This window comes from Arthrobacter sp. SDR-2R, from assembly GCF_057747955.1.
Map to the genome: position 1 here is coordinate 2,728,888 of NZ_CM173231.1, position 20,087 is coordinate 2,748,974.

The window sequence follows — 20,087 nt, forward strand, 5'->3', positions numbered from 1 at the left end:
TTGGCCTCCGAATATCATACCGCGCCGCGGGCGCTGTCCCGGCCCCGCCATATGCGCAGATGATTGCTCACGGGCCCATTCGAGCAGATTAACTCAACCCTTCGTGACGGTGATTCACAAAAGGGGAAATTGCGTCCAAAACGTGAGATTTGGGCCGCCCGCAGAATGGATAAGAGCTAAGCTGTCAACAGATCAGCACGCAGCAAGAAAGCGGTGGAAAACGCATTCCCGCTGCTGTCCGTGACTGAATGCAAGGATCAACGTTTCGATGGTGAACGGCTGGTACACACCGCAGCAGGCGCCACGCAGTGCGCCCTTAAACGGAACCGGTGTACAGCCGCCATCAGCACAGAGAGGGGCCCGGTTTTCGTGCCACATTTGGAAGAGCAAGAACTGTCATGGACCAGCTTGGACCAGCGCGCCGTGGACACCATCCGCGTCCTGGCCGCCGATGCCGTAGAGAAGGTGGGCAACGGCCACCCCGGAACCGCCATGAGCCTGGCCCCCGCCGCTTACCTTCTTTTCCAGAAGCTGATGCGCCATGACCCGCGCGATCCGCAGTGGCTGGGCCGCGACCGGTTCGTCCTGTCCCCCGGCCACACCTCGCTGACCCTTTACATCCAGCTGTTCCTCTCCGGCTACGGCCTGGAACTGAAGGACCTGGAGGCGCTTCGCACGTGGGGTTCGCTGACCCCGGGACACCCGGAGTACAAGCACACCGCCGGCGTGGAGATCACTACCGGACCGCTGGGCCAGGGCCTGGCCTCCTCGGTTGGCTTCGCCTACTCCCAGCGCCGCCAGCGCGGCCTGTTCGATGCTGATGCCCCCGCCGGCGAATCGCCGTTCGACCACACCATCTGGGTCATTGCGTCCGACGGCGACCTCCAGGAAGGCGTCACGGCCGAGGCTTCCTCGCTCGCCGGCCACCAGGAACTCGGCAATCTCGTGGTCATCTACGACGAGAACCACATCTCCATCGAGGACGATACCGACATCGCCTTCACCGAAGATGTCCTGAAGCGCTATGAAGCCTACGGCTGGCACACCCAGCGGGTGGACTGGACCAAGACGGGCGAATACAAGGAAGATGTGCAGGAGCTGTACTCGGCCCTGCTCGCAGCGAAGGCTGAGACCTCCAAGCCCTCCATCATCTCCCTGCGCACCATCATCGGCTACCCGGCGCCCAAGAAGCAGAACACCGGCAAGATCCACGGCTCCGCCCTCGGCGCCGAGGAAGTCGCAGCGCTGAAGGAAGTCCTGGGCTTCGACCCGTCCAAGTCCTTCGATGTGGACCAGGAAGTCCTGGCCCACGCCCGCTCCGTAGTGGACCGTGGCGCCGCCGCCCGCAAGGAATGGGAAGAGTCCTTCAATGCCTGGCAGGCAGCCAACCCTGAAGGCGCGGCTCTGCTGCAGCGCATCGAGGCCAGGGAACTCCCCGAAGGCGTGGACGCTGCCCTTCCGGTCTTCCCGGCAGGCAAGGACGTTTCCACCCGCGCAGCATCGGGCAAGGTACTGAACGCGCTGGGCCCGGTACTGCCCGAACTCTGGGGCGGCTCCGCCGACCTCGCCGAGTCCAACAACACCACCATCGAGGGCTCGCCGTCCTTCGTGCCGGCCTCCAAGCAGACCGGTGCCTGGTCCGGCAACCCCTACGGCCGCGTGCTGCACTTCGGCATCCGCGAGCACGCTGCTGCCTCGATCGTGAACGGCATCAGCCTGGCGGGCAACACCCGCGCCTTCTCCGGCACCTTCCTGATCTTCAGCGACTACCAGCGCCCCGCCATCCGGCTCGGCGCGCTCATGGGTGTTCCGTCGCTGTACGTCTGGACCCACGACTCCATCGGCCTGGGCGAAGACGGCCCCACCCACCAGCCGGTGGAACAGCTCGCCTCGCTGCGTGCCATCGTTGGCCTGGACGTGGTCCGCCCCGGCGACGCCAACGAAGTGGCAGCTGCGTGGAAGACCATGCTCGAAAACCACAGCAACCCTGCCGGCATCGTCCTGACCCGCCAGAACATCCCCACTTGGGAACGTGGCGCGGGCGACGCCGACGGCGACACGTTCGCTTCCACCGCAGGTGTTGCAAAGGGCGGCTACGTCCTGGCCGAGGCCTCGAAGGACGGCGCCACGGTTCCGGCCGACGTGATCCTGATCGGCACCGGCTCCGAGGTCCAGTTGGCCGTCCAGGCCCGCGAAGCCCTCCAGGCCGAAGGCATCGCAGCCCGGGTTGTCTCCATGCCGTGTGTCGAGTGGTTCAAGAAGCAGGACGCCGCCTACCGCGAATCCGTCCTGCCCGCCGCCGTCAAGGCACGCGTTTCGGTGGAAGCAGGACTGGCCCTGGGCTGGCGGGAATTCGTCGGCGACGCCGGCCGTTCCGTAAGCCTTGAGCACTACGGCGCTTCCGCGGACTACAAGCGCCTCTTCCAGGAGTTCGGCATCACGGCAGAAGCAGTGGCTGCCGCAGCCAAGGACTCCATCTCCAGCCTCCAGGCCTGAAACCCTCATCTTTTAGGAGATACAAGAAATGACTACTCCCACCCAGCAGCTCTCCGACGCCGGAGTCTCCATCTGGCTCGACGACCTTTCCCGCGGACGCCTGCAGACCGGCACCCTCCGCAAGCTCATTGAAGAGAAGAACGTGGTCGGCGTGACCACCAACCCGTCCATCTTCCACGCAGCCATCACGTCCGGCACGGACTACGACCACATCATTGCCGGCAAGGCCGCAGAAGGCGCCAGCGTGGAAGACACGATCTTCGAGATCACCACCACCGACGTTGCTGATGCCTGCGACCTGTTTGCACCCGTGGCTGCTGCCACCAAGGGCGTTGACGGCCGCGTCTCCATCGAAGTCGACCCGCGCCTTGCCTGGGACACCGCAGGGACCATCGCCGAGGCCAAGCACCTCTCGCAGCGAGTCAACAAGGACAACGTCCTGATCAAGATCCCGGCAACCATCGAGGGCCTTGAAGCCATCACGGCAACACTGGCCGAGGGCATCAGCGTCAACGTGACCCTTATCTTCTCGCTGGAGCGGTACCGCGCGGTCATCAATGCATTCCAGTCCGGCCTGGAACAGGCCAAAGAGAACGGCCACGACCTTTCGAAGATCCACTCCGTTGCCTCGTTCTTCGTCTCCCGCGTGGACACGGAAATCGACAAGCGCCTCGACAAGATCGGCACCGACGAGGCAAAAGCCCTCAAGGGCAAGGCCGGCGTGGCCAACGCCCGCCTGGCCTACCAGGTCTACGAAGAGCTCTTCGCCACCGAACGGTGGGCGCTGCTGGCCGACGCCGGGGCTCTCCCCCAGCGCCCCCTGTGGGCTTCCACCGGTGTGAAGGATCCTGCTTACCCGGACACCCTCTACGTCACCGAACTCGTGGCCCGCGGCGTGGTGAACACCATGCCGGAAAAGACGCTGGATGCCACCTTCGACCACGGCGTGGTTACCGGTGACACCATCACCGGCACCTACGCCGAAGCAAACGCAACCCTCGACGCCCTTGAAAAGCTCGGGGTCTCCTACAACGACGTCGTGGCACTCCTTGAAACCGAAGGCCTGGACAAGTTCGTGGCCAGCTGGAAGGAACTGCTGGCCGACGTCGAAGGTGCCCTGGCCTCTGCACGGAAGGCTTCCTAACACCTATGAGCACTCTCAGCTTCGACGCCACCGGCGCTGCCCAGCACGCGCTTGAACAGCACCTTCCCGCCCTGGTGGAGGACCGGGTCGCCACGCGGATCTTCGCCAAGGACCACACCCTGTGGGGTCCCGACGCCGAATCGGAGTCGGCAATCCGCCTTGGGTGGGTGGAGGCGGCAACAGTCTCACAGCCTTTGGTCAAGGACATCGTGGAACTCCGCGACGCCCTGCGCGCGGAGGGAGTGAGCAGGATCGTGCTCTGCGGCATGGGCGGATCCTCGCTGGCCCCTGAGGTCATCGCGGGCACCGCCGGCGTCGAGCTGACAGTGCTGGACAGCACGGACCCGGACCAGGTCCGGGCTGCCCTGGCGGACCGGCTGGGCCAGACCGCAATCGTGGTCTCGTCCAAGTCCGGCTCCACCCTGGAGACCGACTCGCAGCGCCGGATTTTCGAGCAGGCCTTCACCGAGGCCGGCGTGGACGCCAAGAGCCGGATCATCATCGTGACGGACCCGGGATCGCCGCTGGACAAGGCCTCCCGTGAAGCCGGCTACCGCGCCGTCTTCAACGCCGACCCCAACGTGGGCGGCCGCTACTCCGCGCTGACAGCGTTCGGCCTGGTTCCTTCCGGCCTGGCCGGCGTGGACATCCAGGCATTCCTGGACGAAGCCGAGGAAGCTGCCGAGATCCTCAACGACGACGCCCCTGAAAACATCGGGTTGGCACTGGGCGCCGCGCTGGGCGGAACCAGCCCGCTGCGGAACAAGGTCGTCATCGCCGAGGACGGCTCCGGCATCGTTGGCTTCGCGGACTGGGCTGAGCAGCTCATCGCCGAGTCCACGGGCAAGCTGGGAACCGGGATCCTGCCGGTCGTCGCGGGGCCGCAGGCCCCGGAGGTAACCTCCGGTGCCCCCGACGTCCTGGTGGTGCGGCTCGTCGCCGCGGATGCCGACGTCGAACCCGGTGACAACCAGGTGGCCATTGCCGGCGGCCTTGCCACCCAGATGATGGTGTGGGAGTTCGCCACCGCCGTTGCGGGGCGCCTGCTGGGGATCAACCCCTTCGACCAGCCCGACGTTGAGGCCGCCAAGGTGGCAGCGCGTGGGCTGCTGGACGCCCAGCCGGAGCCCACGCCTGCGGCATTCGTCGACGGCGCCATTGAGGTGCGCGGCGGGGACTGGCTCGGAAACGCCGCCACGGCGGAGGGCGCCGTCAAGGCCCTGCTGGGCACCCTGGCCGCGGACAGCTACCTGAGCGTCCAGGCGTACTTCGACCGGCTGGCGTTCGCCGGGCTGGAGGGTATCCGGGACGAACTTGCCGCCGCGACCGGCCGTCCGGTGACGTTCGGCTGGGGTCCGCGCTTCCTGCACTCCACCGGCCAGTTCCACAAGGGCGGTCCCGCCATTGGCGTGTTCCTCCAGGTCACCGCCACCCCCGCCGAGGATCTGGGGATCCCGGACCGGCCCTTCAGCTTTGGCGAACTCATCGCCGCACAGGCAGCAGGCGACGCCCAGGTCCTGGGTGGGCACGGACGTCCCGTGCTCCGCCTCCACCTCACCGACCGTGCCGCCGGCGTGGCGCAGCTGCAGGACATCGTCGCTGCCCTGTCCACCCGCGCATCCGCTACCGAAAGCTAAGGCGCAGAAGCAACCATGCCAGAAACTGAATACGGCAGGAAGGGCGCGGGCCGCGGGCGTAATCCGTTGCGCGATCCGCGTGACCGCCGTTTGAACCGGATTGCCGGTCCGTCGTCGTTGGTACTCTTTGGGGTCACGGGTGATTTGGCCCGGAAGAAGCTCATGCCTGCGGTGTATGACCTTGCCAACCGCGGGCTGTTGCCGCCGAGTTTCGCGCTGGTGGGTTTTGCCCGCCGGGAGTGGGACAAGGAAGATTTCGCCGCCGAGGTGAAGGCCTCGGTGCAGGCCCATGCGCGGACGCCGTTCGATGAGGCCGTGTGGAACCAGTTGTCCGAGGGCATCCGGTTTGTCCAGGGCGAGTTCGACGACGACGCGGCCTTTGAGCGCCTTGGTGAGACCATCAAGGAACTCGACGACGTCCGGGGCACCCGGGGGAACCACGCGTTCTACTTGTCGATCCCGCCCAAGGCGTTCGAGCAGGTCTGCCGGCAGCTCTCCAAGCACGGCCTGGCGCAGGCCGAGGGGGACAAATGGCGGCGCGTGGTGATCGAAAAGCCGTTCGGTCACGACCTGCAGTCGGCCAGGCAGTTGAACGACATCGTCGAATCGGTGTTCCCGCCGGACGCGGTGTTCCGGATTGACCATTACCTGGGCAAGGAAACGGTGCAGAACATCCTGGCGCTGCGTTTCGCGAACCAGTTGTTCGAGCCGTTGTGGAACGCCAACTACGTGGACCATGTCCAGATCACCATGGCCGAGGACATCGGCACCGGCGGCCGGGCAGGATATTACGACGGCGTGGGCGCGGCCCGCGACGTGATCCAGAACCACCTGCTGCAGCTGCTCGCTTTGACGGCGATGGAGGAGCCGATCTCCTTCAACGCCGATGACCTGCGGGCAGAGAAGGAAAAAGTCCTCGCCGCGGTCAAGCTCCCGGACGACCTGTCCACGCACTCGGCCCGCGGGCAGTTCACCGGCGGCTGGCAGGGCGGCGAGCAGGTCCAGGGCTACCTGGAGGAAGAAGGCATCCCCGCCGATTCCACCACCGAAACCTACGCCGCTGTCCGGGTGGACATCCACACCCGCCGCTGGTCCGGAGTGCCGTTCTACCTGCGGGCCGGCAAGCGCCTGGGCCGGCGCGTGACCGAAATCGCGGTGGTCTTCAAGCGCGCCCCGAACCTGTTGTTCCGTGACCACGGGGAGGATGACTTCGGGCAGAACGCCGTGGTGATCCGGGTCCAGCCCGATGAGGGCGTGACCATCCGATTCGGTTCCAAGGTCCCGGGCACGCAAATGGAAGTCCGCGACGTGACCATGGACTTCGGCTACGGGCACTCGTTCACGGAGTCCTCGCCGGAGGCGTACGAGCGGCTGATCCTGGACGTGCTTCTGGGTGAGCCGCCGCTGTTCCCGAGGCATGAGGAAGTGGAGCTGTCCTGGAAGATCCTTGACCCGTTCGAGGAATACTGGGCGTCCCTGAGTGAGCAGCCCGAACCCTACGCCCCCGGTTCCTGGGGCCCCGCCTCGGCCGATGAGCTGCTGGCCCGTGACGGACGAACCTGGAGAAGGCCATGATCGTTAACCTGCCCGACACCACCACCTCAAAGGTGTCCAAGAAACTCATGGCCCTGCGCGAGCAGGGCGGCGTGATCGCGCTGGGCCGGGTCCTGACCCTGGTGGTCGTGACCAAGTCCGGGCTCGAGGAAGAAGCGATCGAGGCCGCGAACGACGCCAGCCGGGAACACCCCTGCCGGATCATCGTCCTCGCCGACGCCGGGAAGGACGCCGAAGACCGGCTCGACGCGCAGATCCGGGTCGGCGGGGACGCCGGCGCCTCGGAAGTGATCGTGCTGCGCGGCTACGGCCAACTGGCCCACGAGTCCGAGTCCCTGGTGGCCGCGCTGCTGCTCCCGGACGCCCCGATCGTGGCCTGGTGGCCGCACGGCGCCCCCGCGAACGCGTGCGAGACCTCCATCGGCGCGATCGCGCACCGCAGGATCACCGACTCCGCGAACGAACCCGACCCCCAGGCCGCACTGGAACGGATCCACCGCACCTACAAGGCCGGCGACACCGACCTCGCCTGGACCCGGCTGACCAACTGGCGGATCCAGCTCGCGGCAGCCCTGGACGAAGTGGACTCCTCACCGGTCACGGCCGTCGCGGTCGAAGGCGCCTCGGACTCACCCTCCACCATCCTGCTGGCAGCCTGGCTCACCCTGACCCTGGACGCACCCGTGACCATCGTCGCGGACCCGGCAGGGACCGGCATCCGCCGCGTCCGCCTCAGCCGCCCCGGCGGCGACGTCCAGCTCTTCCGCCCCGGACTTTCCGTCGCCGAACTCACCCAACCCGGCCAACCCGCCCAACGGATCTCCCTCCCACGCCGCAGCCTCCGCGACTGCCTCGCCGAAGAACTCCGCCGCCTCGACCCGGACGAAGTCTTCGGGGAAGTGATTACTATGGGACTGCCACGTACCAATCTAAGGAGCGTCCGACCCAGTGAGCGTTGACCCACGAGTAAGCATCCATCCAGATTCGTCCGTCCTCATGGCCGCCATCGCGGCCCGCCTGATCACCAAGCTCGTTGATGTGCAGGACAAGTACGGCGAAGCCACCGTGGTGCTCACCGGGGGAACCGTGGGGATCGGCACGCTGAAGGCGGTTGCGGACTCACCGGCAGCGCCCGCCGTCGACTGGTCCAAGGTCAACTTCTGGTGGGGCGACGAACGATTCGTCGGGTCTGCCGATCCTGAGCGGAATACCAGGCAGGCGTTCGACGCACTGCTGTCCCACATCCCCGTCGATCCGGACCGGGTGCACTCCCCTGGTTCTTCGGATGAGTTCGGCACTCCGGAGGAAGCCGCCGAGGACTACGCCCGCCAGCTGCGGGAAGCCGCAGCAGACGAACACGCGGCCGACATGTCCGACGACCGGCCGGAGGAGCCGTCCTCGCTCCCCCGGCTGGACGTGGTGCTGCTCGGCGTGGGGCCCGACGCACACATCGCATCGCTGTTTCCGGAACAGGCCGGCATCCGCGAAAAGGAGCGCACGGTGGTGGGTGTCAGGAACTCCCCCAAGCCGCCGCCGCTGCGGATCTCGCTGACCCTTCCCGCCATCAATACGGCGGCGGAGGTTTGGATGGTTGTGGCCGGTGAGGACAAGGCAGGAGCTGTGGGGCTGGCCCTGGCCGGGGCCAACCCTGTGCAGGTACCGGCGTCCGGCCCCCGTGGAACGTCCCGTACCCTGTGGTTGATTGACGAGAATGCAGCCTCACGTGTCCCGCAGCAGTTGGTCCGGAAGGACGCCGCGGGCGCGTAGCTTTTCCAGCGCTCCGGCCAGGACGTCTTCGGCGTCCTGGGCGGAGCGCCGTTCTTTAACGTATTCCAGATGGCTCTTGTAGCCGTCGTCGAAAGGGTCGTCAGCAGCCGCGGCCCGTCCGTCCCTGGTGGCGGGTCCGCCACAACGCCTGCAGTCCCACGTCGCGGGAATCTGGTCCTCGGGCATCTTCAGGAACACGGGCTGCGTCTCATGCCCCCTGGCACACCAATAGGACACCCGGATACGGGGAAGAGGGCGCGGGGACGAGTCGTTGGACTGCAGGCTCGACCCGGACCCTGCAGTAACCCCGGCGCGGGTGCCCCGGAAGCCTGATGACGGATGGACCATTACGACTCCTGCCTCGAAGCGGACGCCGGGGACCTGCAGCTTAAACAAGACTGTGGCCGCCGGGTGAACCGACAGCCACAGTCTAATTGGCAGGCCTACCGGGCGGCAGGGCCTAAAGGACCTTGTACAGCAGGGGTCAGGAATCCCCGGTCCCGCTGAACCGCATGATCAGGCCAAGGGCGATGATCACCACGCCCCACGTCACGCCCAGGATGATGGTGAAGCGGTTGAGGTTCCGTTCTGCCACGCCTGAAGAGCTGAGGCCCGAGCTCATGCCGCCGCCGAACATGTCGGACAACCCGCCGCCGCGTCCCTTGTGCAGGAGGATCAGCAGCGTCAGCAGGAGGCTGGTGATGCCCAGGAGGATCTGCAGAATGACATGAAGAACGTCCACGACGGCCTTTCAGAAGTTGGGATTGCGGGAGTTTTCGCTGGCTGGGGACTAGTCCGCGACCAGGTGGCTCTCGAACCTGACAATATTAGCAAACTCGGCGGGGTCGAGGCTTGCGCCTCCCACCAGCAGGCCGTCCACGTCGCGTTCCTGCAGGATCGCTGCCGCGTTGTTGGCCTTTACCGAACCGCCGTAGAGAAGGCGGGTCTTGCCGGCTGTCCCGGCACCGAACAGCGATTCCAGCTCGGCGCGGATGGCGGCGCACATTTCCTGTGCGTCCTCCGGTCCTGCCACTTCACCGGTGCCGATGGCCCAGACGGGCTCGTAGGCCACCACCAGTTCGGCGGCCTGTTCGGCCGTCAGGCCGGACACTCCGGCACGGAGCTGCTGCAGCGTGTGGTCGACGTGGGTTCCGGCCTGGCGGATCTCAAGGCCTTCGCCGACGCAGAGGACCGGGGTGACCCCGTGCCTGAAGGCGGCCTTGACCTTGGCGTTGAGGACGTCGTCGGATTCATTGTGGATGGTGCGGCGTTCGCTGTGGCCCACCAGGACGTACTTGCAGCCGAGCTTGTTCAGGAACTGCCCGGAAATGTCGCCGGTGTAGGCTCCTGAGTCGAACTGGGACAGGTCCTGGCCGCCGTAGGCGACCTGCAGGTCGTCGCCCTGGACCAGGGTCTGGACACCGCGGAGGTCCGTGAACGGCGGGAAGACGGCCACCTCGACGCGGCTGTAGTCGTGCTTGGCGTCGGAGAGGGTCCAGGCCAGCTTCTGCAGGAGCGTGATGCCCTGGACGTGGTCCATGTTCATTTTCCAGTTGCCCGCGATGAAGGGCTTGCGGTCGAAAGCGCCGTTCGTTGACGTAGTCACGTAATCTCCAAAAAGTTCTTGATATGTGTGCGGCCGGCAGGCTGCCGCGGGCAACCTGCCGGCCGGAGGACTGCGAAGTCCGTTTACTGCTGGGAAAGCAGCGGTGGTTCTACCGGCCTGGCCCTACCGGTCCAGGACGCTGAGGCCGGGGAGTTCCTTGCCTTCAAGGTATTCCAGGCTGGCGCCGCCGCCAGTGGAAATGTGTCCGAACTGGTCATCACTGAAACCCAGCGTGCGCACGGCGGCAGCGGAGTCCCCTCCGCCCACCACGGTGAACCCGCCGGTTTCGGTGAGGGCCTGGGCGATTGCACGGGTGCCGGCCGAGAATGCCTCGAATTCGAAGACACCCATGGGGCCGTTCCAAAAGACTGTCCGCGCGCCCTTGATCCGTTCGGAGAAGGCAGCCGCTGTATCCGACCCAATGTCCAGGCCGATGCCCTGGGCGCCGAAGCTGCTGCCTTCAATGGCGTCGGCTGCCACGGTCTCGTGCCTGGCGTCGGCGGCGAACTTCTCTGCCACCACAACGTCCGTGGGGACAACGAATTCCGTGCCGGCATCGGCCGCGCGCTTCAGGTAGTCCTTGACGACGGTGATCTGGTCCTCCTCAAGGAGGCTGGAGCCAACCTTGTGGCCTGCTGCCGCCAGGAACGTGAAGAGCATGCCGCCGCCCACCAGGATGGTGTCAGCCTTGCCGATCAGGTTGTCGATGACCGCGAGCTTGTCCGAGACCTTGGAGCCGCCGAGCACCACCACATAGGGGCGCTGGGTGTCGGTGGTCAGCTTTCGGAGGACTTCCACTTCGGTGTGCACCAGGTCGCCCTGGTATGACGGAAGCCGGGTGGCGACGTCATAGACACTGGCATGCTTGCGGTGGACGGCGCCGAAGGCGTCATCCACGTAGGCGCCGTTGCCGCCGGTGAGCGCCACGAGCTCATCCGCGAAGGCTCCGCGTTCAGCGTCGTCCTTGCTGGTTTCGCGGGCGTCGAAGCGGACGTTCTCGAGGACCAGCGCTTCACCGTCCTGCAGTGACGCGGCGGCTGCCTTGGCGGCATCGCCGACGGTGTCGGCTGCAAGGGTGACCTTGAAGCCTGCCAGTTCGGCGAGGCGGTCCACTGCGGGGCGGAGGGAGTACTTGTCTTCCGGGGCGCCCTTGGGGCGTCCGAGGTGGGCTGTTACCAGCACGCGGGCACCGGCGTCCGTGAGCTTTTGCAGCACTGGCAGGGAGGCCTTGATACGGCCATCATCAGTGACTGTAGAGCCGTCGAGCGGCACATTCAGGTCACTTCGAACCAGAATGTACCGCCCGCGGACACCTTCAGCGATCAGTTCGTTGAGGGTGTGAGATGTCATGTGTCTAACCCTAGCCCAGCTTGGATGCGACAAGCTCCGTAAGGTCTACGAGGCGGTTGGAGTAGCCCCATTCGTTGTCATACCAGGAAACAACCTTGACCTGGTTGCCGATGACCTTGGTCAGGCCGGAGTCGAAGATGGAGGATGCGGGGTCGCCGACGATGTCGGAGGACACGATGGGCTCGTCCGTGTAGGTCAGGAAGCCCTGCAGTTCCTCGGATTCTGCGGCGCGCTTGAGGGCTGCGTTGACTTCCTCCACGGTGGTCTCGCGGGAGACGGTGACGGTGAGGTCGGTGGCCGAGCCGGTGGGCACGGGAACGCGGATGGCGTAGCCGTCCAGCTTGCCCTTCAGCTCAGGCAGGACCAGGCCGATGGCCTTGGCGGCGCCGGTGGAAGTGGGGACCATGTTGATGGCGGCAGCGCGGGCGCGGCGCAGGTCCTTGTGCGGGCCGTCCTGCAGGTTCTGGTCTGCGGTGTAGGCGTGGACGGTGGTCATCAGGCCGCGTTCGATGCCGAATTCGTCGTTGACCACCTTGGCCAGCGGGCCGAGGCAGTTGGTGGTGCAGGAGGCGTTGGAGATGATGTGGTGCGTGGCGTTGTCGTACAGGTTGTGGTTCACGCCCATCACGATGGTGATGTCCTCGTCCGAGGCGGGAGCGGAGATCAGGACCTTTTTGGCGCCGGCATCGATGTGCTTCCGGGCATCGGCGGCCTTGGTGAAGAAGCCGGTGGACTCGATGACGATGTCCACTCCCAGTTCGCCCCAGGGGAGGTTGGCGGGGTCGCGCTCAGCCAGTACCTTGACGACGTTGCCGTTGACGACGATGTTGCCGTCCTTGACCTCAATGGTTTCCTTCAGGCGGCCGCCCACGGAGTCGTACTTGAACAGGTGGGCCAGGGCTTCGGGGCTGGTGAGGTCGTTGACTGCAACGATCTCCAGGTCGGCGCCCTGTGCCAGGGCTGCGCGGAAGTAGTTGCGGCCGATACGGCCAAAGCCGTTGATACCAATACGGGTCGTCACTTTTTCAGTCTCCTTGGTGCTTTCAGAAGCACAACTAGTTGAGCGGGCTATCAAGCCAACTAACAGATCCCGCACGCCATTGGGCAGAGATGATTTACAAACGGAGGGCGACCAGCCTCATTGCTGAAGGCTAACCGCCTTCCGTGACCTATCTTACGTTTAACTGGGTCCGCCCCCGCAAGTGCGGGGGCGGACGGTCCACATTGCGGGTGGTTTAAGTCCGAATGTGAAGTTTGTTACAGCAGGGTATGGTGCCGCCCACTACGGGAGGGTGATGAGTCCCGTGGCGTTGGTGCGTGCTGCCTCGAAACGCTTGGCAACGTCCGCCCAGTTGACGATGTTCCAGAAGGCCTTGACGTAGTCGGCCTTCACGTTGACGTAGTCCAGGTAGAAGGCGTGCTCCCACATGTCCAGCATCAGCAGCGGGGTGGTTCCCAGTGCCGTGTTGCCCTGCTGGTCGTACAGCTGCTCGATGACGAGGTTTCCGCCGATGGGCTCGTAGGCGAGGAAGCCCCAGCCCGATCCCTGGAGGCCCAGGGCAGCAGCGGAGAACTGTGCACGGAAGGCATCGAAGGAGCCGAAGGCGTCATCGATCGCGGCAGCCAGCTCACCCTCGGGCTTGTCGCCGCCGTCCGGGGAGAGGTTCTTCCAGAACACGGAGTGGTTGATGTGGCCGCCGGTGTGGAACGCGAGGTCCTTGGAAAGCCGGTTGATGTTGGCGAAGTCGCCCTTTTCGCGCGCCTCGGCCAGCTGGGCGAGGGCGTTGTTGGCGCCTGCCACGTAGGCGGCGTGGTGCTTGCTGTGGTGCAGTTCCATGATCCGCGCGGAAATGTGCGGTTCGAGGGCGGCGTAGTCGTAGCTGAGTTCCGGCAATACGTACTCGGTCACAAAATCCTCCAATATCGTGGACCTGTCTGGCCCGGTTGGTAACTCTCGGATTGTGCATCCGGGCAGCTGGTGCCCGGAATTATTTTTGATTCTATGGGGCGGTTACTCGTCCAGCATTTCGGGCGTCACATTGGCGTCCGTTCCGGGAATGCCCAGGTCAAGGGCGCGCTTGTCCGCCATGGCCAGCAGCCGGCGGATCCTGCCGGCAATAGCATCCTTGGTCATGACGGGGTCGGCCAGGCGGCCCAGCTCGTCCAGGCTGGCCTGCTTGTGCGCCACCCGCAGTTCGCCTGCGTACTTCAGGTGGTCCGGAACGTCGTCGCCGAGGATTTCCAGTGCCCGGTCCACCCTTGCCCCTGCCGCCACCGCTGCCTGTGCGGAACGGCGCAGGTTGGCGTCGTCGAAGTTGGCGAGGCGGTTGGCGGTTGCCCTGACCTCCTTGCGCATGCGGCGCTCCTCCCAGACCATCAGGGCGTCGTGGGCTCCCATGCGGGTCAGGAGTGCGGCGATGGTGTCACCGTCGCGGATCACCACCCGGTCCACTCCCCTGACTTCCCTGGCCTTGGCCTGGATGTCCAGGCGGCGGGCCGCGCCCACCAGGGCCAGGGCGGATTCGGGTCCCGGGCAGGTGACCTCCAGCGATGATGACCGGCCGGGTTCCGTGAGGGAGCCGTGGGCCAGGAAGGCCCCGCGCCAGACGGCCTCGGCGTCCGCCGCGGAACCGTTCACGACGGCGGACGGCAGCCCGCGCACGGGGCGTCCGCGTCCGTCCAGGAGGCCGGTCTGGCGTGCCAGCGCCTCGCCGTCGCGGACCACGCGGACGACGTAGCGGCTGGCGCGCCGGAGTCCGCCGGCGGAAACGACGATGATTTCGCTTTGGTGTCCGTAGACCTCTGCGATGGCGGCACGGAGCCTGCGCGCCGTCGAGGCCAGGTCCACTTCCGCCTCGATGACGATCCGGCCGGAGATGATGTGCAGTCCCCCGGCAAACCGGAGCATGGCGGAAACCTCAGCCTTGCGCACTGATGACTTCTTGATGTCCAGACGGGACAGTTCTTCCTTGACTGATGCTGTCAGTGCCATGGCACCTTCCTAACTGTTCCCAAAAATGTCCTGGTACGCCGTCGCCAGCCGCAGCGGCTCGTGGACAGGGCGGCGTCCCGACGCCCCTACTTTACCCAAGACCACCTCTGCGCCGAGCATGCCGGCGGCCTTCTCGAACTCCCGGCGGTCCGGTATGGAGGTGGGATCGGCCAGGACCACGTCCACGCTGAACTCCGGCGCGTAGCGCCGCAGGACGTGGAGATGGTCCGCCGCCGTCATGCCCGTGGTTTCCTTGGTGTCCGTGGCAAGGTTCATGGTCAGGCAGCGTTTGGCGGGGGTGCTGCAGAGGGCCTGGCGCATCTCCGGCAGGAGCAGGTGCGGCAGGACGGACGTGTACCAGGAGCCCGGACCCAGGACCACCCAGTCCGCCAGTTCGATGGCCGTCAGGGCGTCCGTGCAGGCCGGCGCCGCTTTCGGCAGGAGGCGGACCTCCTCGAGTGAGCCTGCCACGGCACAGCGGGCCTGGCCGTGGATGGTTTGCAGCGCGGTTGAGCCGTCAGGTGCGGTAACGCGCACATCACCTTCAATGGTGAGTGGCACGGTGGACATGGGCAGGACCTGGCCGCGGGCGCCCAGCAGGGCACCCGCCCATTTGAGTCCTGCGACGGTGTCCCCCAGCAGTTCCCAGAGCGTGACGATCAGCAGGTTCCCCATGGCGTGCTCGTCCAGCGATCCGCCAGGTCCCTTTGCGGCGCGGAACCGGTGCTGCATGACATCGCGCCAGGTACGGCCCCAGTCGGTGTCGTCGCAGAGCGCAGACAGCGCCATGCGGAGGTCTCCCGGCGGAAGGACACCGTACTCCTCGCGCAGACGCCCCGACGACCCGCCGTCGTCCGCCACTGTGACCACCGCGGTGAGTTCGGAGGTGAGCAGGCGGAGCGCGGACAGCGAGGCCGCAAGGCCGTGGCCGCCGCCCAGGGCCACCACGTTGGGGCCCTTGTCCTGCTGGCCAGAGCCCTTGCCGGCGGCAGGCGGCACCAGGGGCAGTGCTCCGGTGAAAAGTGCCATTATTCGCGGCCCAGATCCCGGTGCGCGGTGGTCACCGTGACCCGGGGGTACTGCGCAAGTTTCTTGGAAAGTTCCACGGCGACCGCAACGGAGCGGTGCTTGCCGCCCGTACAGCCGACGGCGATGGTGGCGTAGTGCTTGTTCTCCCTGCGGTAGCCCTCCAGGACGGGTTCGAGTGCCAGGACATACCGGTCCACGAAGTTCTTGACGCCTTCGGCCTCGAGCACGTAGTCGCTGACGTCCTTGTCCAGGCCCGTCAGCGGGCGCAACTGCGGTACCCAGTGCGGGTTGGGGATGAACCTGACATCGGCCACATAGTTGGCGTCCACCGGCAGGCCGTACTTGAAGCCAAAGCTCATGACATTCAGCCGAAGCGCCACCGGACCGGTTTCGCTGAACAGTTCGGTGATGGCGGTGGCCAGCCCGTGGACGTTGTAGTTGGAGGTGTCGAGGACGACGTCGGAGCTGTCGCGCAGTTCCTGCAGCAGCTCACGTTCGGCAGCGATGCCGTCCAGGATGCGTCCGCCGCCCTGCAGCGGATGGGGCCGCCGCCCCTGTTCGAACCGCCGGACCAGGACGTTGTCGCTGGCGTCGAGGAACAGGACGCGGAAGGTGACACCGCTCGCGGCGAGTGCGCCCAGGGCTGCGCGGATGTCCGCGAAAAGGCCCTTGCTGCGGACGTCGATCACCACTGCCAGCCGGGGGATGGACTGCGGGGCGTGCGAAACAAGCTCCGCCAGCGTGCCCAGCATCTGGGGCGGGAGGTTCTCCACGACATACCAGCCATGGTCCTCCAGGGCGTCCGCGGCGGTGCTCCGCCCGGCGCCGGACATTCCGGTGACCACCAGCAGTTCCGCTTCGAGCGGTTTGACGGGCTCCAGCCCGTCCTGATCCGCTCCGGATCCCGCCGTCGTGTCTGCCATGAAGCCTGCCCCGTTTCCTCGTTGTCCACCGGCAGCCGTGATGGCACTGCCCGTCCTTTACCCTAGCTAAATTTCCGGGAACTCCGCTAAGTCTCGATGATTTCGCCGGTGGTCATGTTGATCGCGGGCACGGCAACGGCCTCGGGCCCGTCAGCGGCGAAGTGGTTCACGATGGCGCTGGCGAGTGCCGGACCAATCCCCTTTGCCTGCGAAAGCTCTTCCACGGTTGCGGCCTTCACGCCCTTGACCGATCCAAAGTGGGCCAGCAGGGCCTTGCGCTTGGAGGCGCCCAGGCCCGGAACAGCGTCCAGCGCGGACACGGTCATGGCCTTGCCGCGCTTTTGCCGGTGGAAGGTGATGGCGAAGCGGTGCGCCTCGTCACGGATCCGCTGGAGCAGGTACAGCCCCTGGGAGGTTCGGGGCAGGATGACGGGAAAGTCGCTGTCCGGAAGCCACACCTCCTCCAGCCGCTTGGCCAGGCCCACCACGTAGACGTCGTCGATGCCCAGGTCCTTCAGGGCGCGGGCCGCTGCGTTCACCTGTGGCTGCCCGCCGTCCACCACCACCAGGTTGGGCGGGTAGGCGAACCTGGCCTTGGGTGCAGGAGTGGTGGTGTCCAGCACGGCGGCGTCCACGTCCGGTTCCAGGCCGTCGGATGCCAGGACGGATTCGTCCACCTGCGCGGACTTGTCCTGCAGGTAGTGGCGGAACCGCCGGGTCAGGACGTCATGCATGGCCGCCGTGTCGTCGGCGGCCGCGGGGCCGGTGATGGAGAACTTGCGGTAGTCCGACTTCTTGGGCAGCCCGTCCTCCACCACCACCATGGATGCCACCACGTTGGTGCCCTGGACATGGGAGACGTCGAAGCATTCGATCCGGAGCAGGGGCACGGGCAGGTCCAGTGCCTCCTGGAGTTCCTGGAGGGCCTGGGACCTGACGGTGAGGTCCCCGGCGCGCCGCGTCTTGTGCAGCTTCAGCGCGTGCTCGGCATTCTCGCGGACGGTGGACATCAGCGCCGCCTTGTCTCCGCGCTGCGGCACCCGGATGTCCACCTTGGCGCCACGGATGCCGCCCAGCCATTTGGCAAGGTCCTCCGCGTTGCTGGGCGCCACGGGCACCAGGACTTCGCGCGGCAGCCGGCCATGGGTGTCGCCGTCCTCGCCGTAGACCTGCTGGAGCAGGTGCTCCACCAGGTCCGGAGTGGTGAAATCCTCCACCTTTTCCACCACCCAGCCGCGCTGGCCGCGGATCCTGCCGCCGCGGACGTGGAACACCTGGACGGCGGCTTCCAGCTCATCCTCATGCAGGGCGAAGACGTCTGCATCCGTGTCCTCGGACAGCACCACGGCGTTCCGTTCGAAGACCTTGCGCAGGGCCGTGATGTCGTCGCGGAGCCGGGCGGCGTGCTCATAGTCCAGCTTCGCCACGGCGTCGGCCATCTGCTTTTCCAGCTTGTTGATGAACCGCTTCGCCTCGCCTCCCATGAAGGCGCAGAAATCCTCGGCAAGTGCCTTGTGGTCCTCCGGCGAGATCCGGCCCACGCAGGGCGCGGAGCACTTGTCGATGTATCCCAGCAGGCACGGCCGCCCGCTGGCCTCCGCCCGCTTGAAGACGCCGGCGCTGCAGCTCCGGACCTGGAAGACGCGGAGCAGGGTGTCCATGGTCTCGCGGATGGCCCCGGCGGTGTACGGGCCGAAGTAGCGGGTCCCCTTCCGCTTGTCCCCCCGCATGACCTGTACCCGGGGGTACTTTTCGTTCATGGTCACGGCGAGGTAGGGATAGGTCTTGTCGTCCCGGAACACCACATTGAACCGGGGCTTGAATTCCTTGATCCAGGTGTATTCCAGCTGCAGCGACTCGAGTTCGCTGCCAACGACCGTCCACTCGACGCTGCTGGCCGCGTGCACCATGGCATAGGTCTTGGGCAGCAGTCCGGCCGGGTTGGCGAAATACGAATTCAGCCTGGACCGCAGGCTTTTCGCCTTGCCCACATAGATGACCCGGCCGTGCGGATCACGGAACCGGTATACGCCCGGGTTGGTGGGGATTTCACCGGTTTTGGGCCGGTAACTTGCTGGATTTGCCACCTATCAAGTCTACTGAGTCGCGCCGGGTCTCCCTGCCAGCCGGCCAGGACGGGGTCCGTTCCGGCTGTCCCTGGCCGGCTTGCCGGCTATTCCGGGGTCTTGCTCTGGTTGTAACTGGCCGAACGTTCCTGGCCGCTGAGTTCGGCGATGGCGTCCATGATGCGGTCCGTGACCTCGCGGCGGGCAGGCAGGGAGTGGTCCGGGCCGGTCTTGTCGAAGTACAGCGGCTCCCCCACCTTCATGGTGAAGTGCTGCGGCCTGACCCCCTTCTCGCCGGCGCGCTGCAGCTTCTCGGTGCCGATCAGGCCCACGGGAATCACCGGCGCCCCGGTAGTGAGCGCCAGCCAGCCGACCCCGGTGCGTCCCCGGTAGAGGATGCCGTCCCGGGAACGGGTTCCCTCAGGGTAGATGCCGATGCCGCGGCCTGACTCCAGGATGTCCAGCAGTGTCTTGAGCGCCTGGACACTTGCGGCCTGTTCGCCGCGCTCCACCGGAATGGAGCCCACGGATTCGAAGAACGCCTTCATGACCTTGCCCTTGACGCCGCCGGTGGTGAAGTATTCGGCTTTGGCGAAGAAGGCGACCGGCCGCGGCATCAATGCCTGGACGATCACGCTGTCGAAGAAGGACAGGTGGTTGGGAGCCACGATAAACGGGCCGTCGGAGGGGACATTGTCCAGCCCGACGACGGTGGGCCGGCAGGTGCCGGAGATCAGGTTGCGGGTGGTCCAGCGGACGGCATCAAACATTTCCATCGTTGCTCACCCCGCTCATTGCCGCGACGTGGACGGCCTGCAGACGCTCGATGACCGCGACCAGCTCCTCATCGGTGCTGACGACAGCCACGGAGCCGGCTTCCTCCAGTTCCCCGTCCGGAGCGAACCCCCATGCGACGCCGATGCAGTCCAGTCCGTTGGCGATGGCCCCGGACACGTCCTGGGCGCGGTCCCCCACCATAATGGCGTGCTGCGTGTCCAGGTCCCGCAGGGCGGCAGCGATGATCTGGGTCTTGCCCACGGGAACACCGTCCACTGCCGCTTCGTCATCGCCGGAGCCGTGGATTCCGTGGAAGAGGCCGTCGATGCCATGATGCGCCAGCACCGTATGCGCCAGACGCTGTGGCTTTTGGGTGGCTACTGCCACAGGCCGGCCCGCTGCGGCGAAGGATTCAAGGATCCCGCGGATGCCCGGGTACAGCCGGCTTTGGGCGATTCCGGTGGCCACGTAGTGTTCGCGGTACCGGCGGACCACCTCTTCCAGGCGGTCCGCCGGTACCTTTGCCACGTTGAGCAGGGAATCGCTCAGCTTGGGGCCGATCATCGCGTTGAGCAGGTCCTGGCCGGGAACCGGGAGCCCCAGTCCGCGGAGGGCCGCGGCAATCCCCTCGGTTATGCCACCTGCCGGGTCGACAAGAGTGCCGTCCAGGTCAAAGATCACGGGCACTGTTGTTGAAGTCACCGGGTTAGTTTCTCATGACAGCAGGAGTGCCTGAAACTCGCATT

18 protein-coding genes are annotated in these 20,087 nt (G+C 66.1%); 6 read left to right on the top strand and 12 right to left on the bottom strand.

Features of this window, described 5'->3' with window-relative positions; genetic code table 11:
- Nucleotides 1-378 precede the first annotated feature (378 nt).
- The 6 genes from tkt to pgl are packed head-to-tail and all read left to right on the top strand — an operon-like array spanning nucleotide 379 to nucleotide 8,598.
- Nucleotides 379-2,496: a transketolase gene (gene tkt, locus AC3ANU_RS12715; protein ID WP_026266206.1), complete on the top strand. Its 2,118-nt coding sequence runs from the start codon at nucleotides 379-381 to the stop codon at nucleotides 2,494-2,496.
- A 28-nt stretch (nucleotides 2,497-2,524) separates the two neighbouring features.
- Nucleotides 2,525-3,640 carry a transaldolase gene (gene tal, locus AC3ANU_RS12720; protein WP_018772119.1) on the top strand — a complete coding sequence of 372 codons (1,116 nt, stop codon included), beginning with the start codon at nucleotides 2,525-2,527 and terminating at the stop codon, nucleotides 3,638-3,640.
- A 5-nt stretch (nucleotides 3,641-3,645) separates the two neighbouring features.
- Entirely contained in the window at nucleotides 3,646-5,277 is a 1,632-nt protein-coding gene (locus tag AC3ANU_RS12725; protein WP_488314630.1) for a glucose-6-phosphate isomerase, read from the top strand.
- 15 nt (nucleotides 5,278-5,292) lie between these two features.
- Complete coding sequence (zwf, locus tag AC3ANU_RS12730; protein ID WP_026266207.1) at nucleotides 5,293-6,852, top strand: glucose-6-phosphate dehydrogenase; 1,560 nt, start codon at nucleotides 5,293-5,295, stop codon at nucleotides 6,850-6,852.
- Nucleotides 6,849-7,790, top strand: coding sequence for a glucose-6-phosphate dehydrogenase assembly protein OpcA (locus tag AC3ANU_RS12735; protein ID WP_134165361.1), 942 nt, complete (start codon nucleotides 6,849-6,851; stop codon nucleotides 7,788-7,790). Before zwf ends, AC3ANU_RS12735 begins: the two co-directional genes overlap by 4 nt.
- 37 nt (nucleotides 7,791-7,827) lie before the next feature.
- Nucleotides 7,828-8,598: a 6-phosphogluconolactonase gene (gene pgl, locus AC3ANU_RS12740; protein ID WP_263422505.1), complete on the top strand. Its 771-nt coding sequence runs from the start codon at nucleotides 7,828-7,830 to the stop codon at nucleotides 8,596-8,598.
- On the opposite strand, the gene AC3ANU_RS12745 is transcribed toward pgl, so the two are convergent.
- The 12 genes from AC3ANU_RS12745 to AC3ANU_RS12800 form a co-directional block, all read right to left on the bottom strand.
- A complete protein-coding gene (locus AC3ANU_RS12745; protein ID WP_026266190.1) occupies nucleotides 8,551-8,946 on the bottom strand; it encodes an RNA polymerase-binding protein RbpA in 396 nt (131 codons plus the stop codon). The genes pgl and AC3ANU_RS12745 overlap by 48 nt on opposite strands.
- A gap of 136 nt (nucleotides 8,947-9,082) precedes the next feature.
- Nucleotides 9,083-9,340: a preprotein translocase subunit SecG gene (gene secG / locus AC3ANU_RS12750; protein WP_018771976.1), complete on the bottom strand. Its 258-nt coding sequence runs from the start codon at nucleotides 9,338-9,340 to the stop codon at nucleotides 9,083-9,085.
- Nucleotides 9,341-9,388: 48 nt separating this feature from the next.
- Nucleotides 9,389-10,204, bottom strand: a complete 816-nt coding sequence (tpiA, locus tag AC3ANU_RS12755; RefSeq protein WP_018771977.1) for a triose-phosphate isomerase — start codon at nucleotides 10,202-10,204, stop codon at nucleotides 9,389-9,391.
- 123 nt (nucleotides 10,205-10,327) lie between these two features.
- A complete protein-coding gene (locus tag AC3ANU_RS12760) occupies nucleotides 10,328-11,554 on the bottom strand; it encodes a phosphoglycerate kinase (RefSeq protein ID WP_488314631.1) in 1,227 nt (408 codons plus the stop codon).
- 10 nt (nucleotides 11,555-11,564) lie between these two features.
- Nucleotides 11,565-12,575 carry a type I glyceraldehyde-3-phosphate dehydrogenase gene (gap, locus tag AC3ANU_RS12765; RefSeq protein WP_018771979.1) on the bottom strand — a complete coding sequence of 337 codons (1,011 nt, stop codon included), beginning with the start codon at nucleotides 12,573-12,575 and terminating at the stop codon, nucleotides 11,565-11,567.
- Between the two features lie 261 nt (nucleotides 12,576-12,836).
- Complete coding sequence (locus tag AC3ANU_RS12770) at nucleotides 12,837-13,463, bottom strand: superoxide dismutase (RefSeq protein WP_018771980.1); 627 nt, start codon at nucleotides 13,461-13,463, stop codon at nucleotides 12,837-12,839.
- Nucleotides 13,464-13,565: 102 nt separating this feature from the next.
- Complete coding sequence (gene whiA, locus AC3ANU_RS12775; RefSeq protein WP_015937022.1) at nucleotides 13,566-14,546, bottom strand: DNA-binding protein WhiA; 981 nt, start codon at nucleotides 14,544-14,546, stop codon at nucleotides 13,566-13,568.
- Nucleotides 14,547-14,555: 9 nt separating this feature from the next.
- Nucleotides 14,556-15,575: a gluconeogenesis factor YvcK family protein gene (locus AC3ANU_RS12780; RefSeq protein ID WP_488314632.1), complete on the bottom strand. Its 1,020-nt coding sequence runs from the start codon at nucleotides 15,573-15,575 to the stop codon at nucleotides 14,556-14,558.
- Nucleotides 15,575-16,498, bottom strand: a complete 924-nt coding sequence (gene rapZ / locus AC3ANU_RS12785; RefSeq protein ID WP_018771982.1) for an RNase adapter RapZ — start codon at nucleotides 16,496-16,498, stop codon at nucleotides 15,575-15,577. The genes AC3ANU_RS12780 and rapZ overlap by 1 nt, the downstream gene beginning before the upstream one ends.
- Nucleotides 16,499-16,584: 86 nt before the next feature.
- Nucleotides 16,585-18,585 (bottom strand): excinuclease ABC subunit UvrC, encoded by a 2,001-nt coding sequence (gene uvrC, locus AC3ANU_RS12790; RefSeq protein ID WP_268003114.1) that lies wholly within the window; start codon nucleotides 18,583-18,585, stop codon nucleotides 16,585-16,587.
- A gap of 86 nt (nucleotides 18,586-18,671) precedes the next feature.
- A complete protein-coding gene (locus tag AC3ANU_RS12795) occupies nucleotides 18,672-19,340 on the bottom strand; it encodes a lysophospholipid acyltransferase family protein (protein WP_026266192.1) in 669 nt (222 codons plus the stop codon).
- Entirely contained in the window at nucleotides 19,327-20,043 is a 717-nt protein-coding gene (locus AC3ANU_RS12800; protein ID WP_488314633.1) for an HAD hydrolase-like protein, read from the bottom strand. The genes AC3ANU_RS12795 and AC3ANU_RS12800 overlap by 14 nt, the downstream gene beginning before the upstream one ends.
- Between the last annotated feature and the right edge of the window lie 44 nt (nucleotides 20,044-20,087).

Excerpts from the sequence above, each read along its gene's own strand:
- tal (WP_018772119.1), top strand. The coding sequence starts at position 2,525 with ATGACTACTCCCACCCAGCAGCTCTCCGACGCCGGAGTCTCCATCTGG.
- AC3ANU_RS12725 (WP_488314630.1), top strand. The coding sequence starts at position 3,646 with ATGAGCACTCTCAGCTTCGACGCCACCGGCGCTGCCCAGCACGCGCTT.
- zwf (WP_026266207.1), top strand. The coding sequence starts at position 5,293 with ATGCCAGAAACTGAATACGGCAGGAAGGGCGCGGGCCGCGGGCGTAAT.
- AC3ANU_RS12735 (WP_134165361.1), top strand. The coding sequence starts at position 6,849 with ATGATCGTTAACCTGCCCGACACCACCACCTCAAAGGTGTCCAAGAAA.
- pgl (WP_263422505.1), top strand. The coding sequence starts at position 7,828 with ATGGCCGCCATCGCGGCCCGCCTGATCACCAAGCTCGTTGATGTGCAG.
- AC3ANU_RS12745 (WP_026266190.1), bottom strand. The coding sequence starts at position 8,946 with ATGGTCCATCCGTCATCAGGCTTCCGGGGCACCCGCGCCGGGGTTACT.
- AC3ANU_RS12760 (WP_488314631.1), bottom strand. The coding sequence starts at position 11,554 with ATGACATCTCACACCCTCAACGAACTGATCGCTGAAGGTGTCCGCGGG.
- whiA (WP_015937022.1), bottom strand. The coding sequence starts at position 14,546 with ATGGCACTGACAGCATCAGTCAAGGAAGAACTGTCCCGTCTGGACATC.
- AC3ANU_RS12780 (WP_488314632.1), bottom strand. The coding sequence starts at position 15,575 with ATGGCACTTTTCACCGGAGCACTGCCCCTGGTGCCGCCTGCCGCCGGC.
- rapZ (WP_018771982.1), bottom strand. The coding sequence starts at position 16,498 with ATGGCAGACACGACGGCGGGATCCGGAGCGGATCAGGACGGGCTGGAG.
- AC3ANU_RS12795 (WP_026266192.1), bottom strand. The coding sequence starts at position 19,340 with ATGGAAATGTTTGATGCCGTCCGCTGGACCACCCGCAACCTGATCTCC.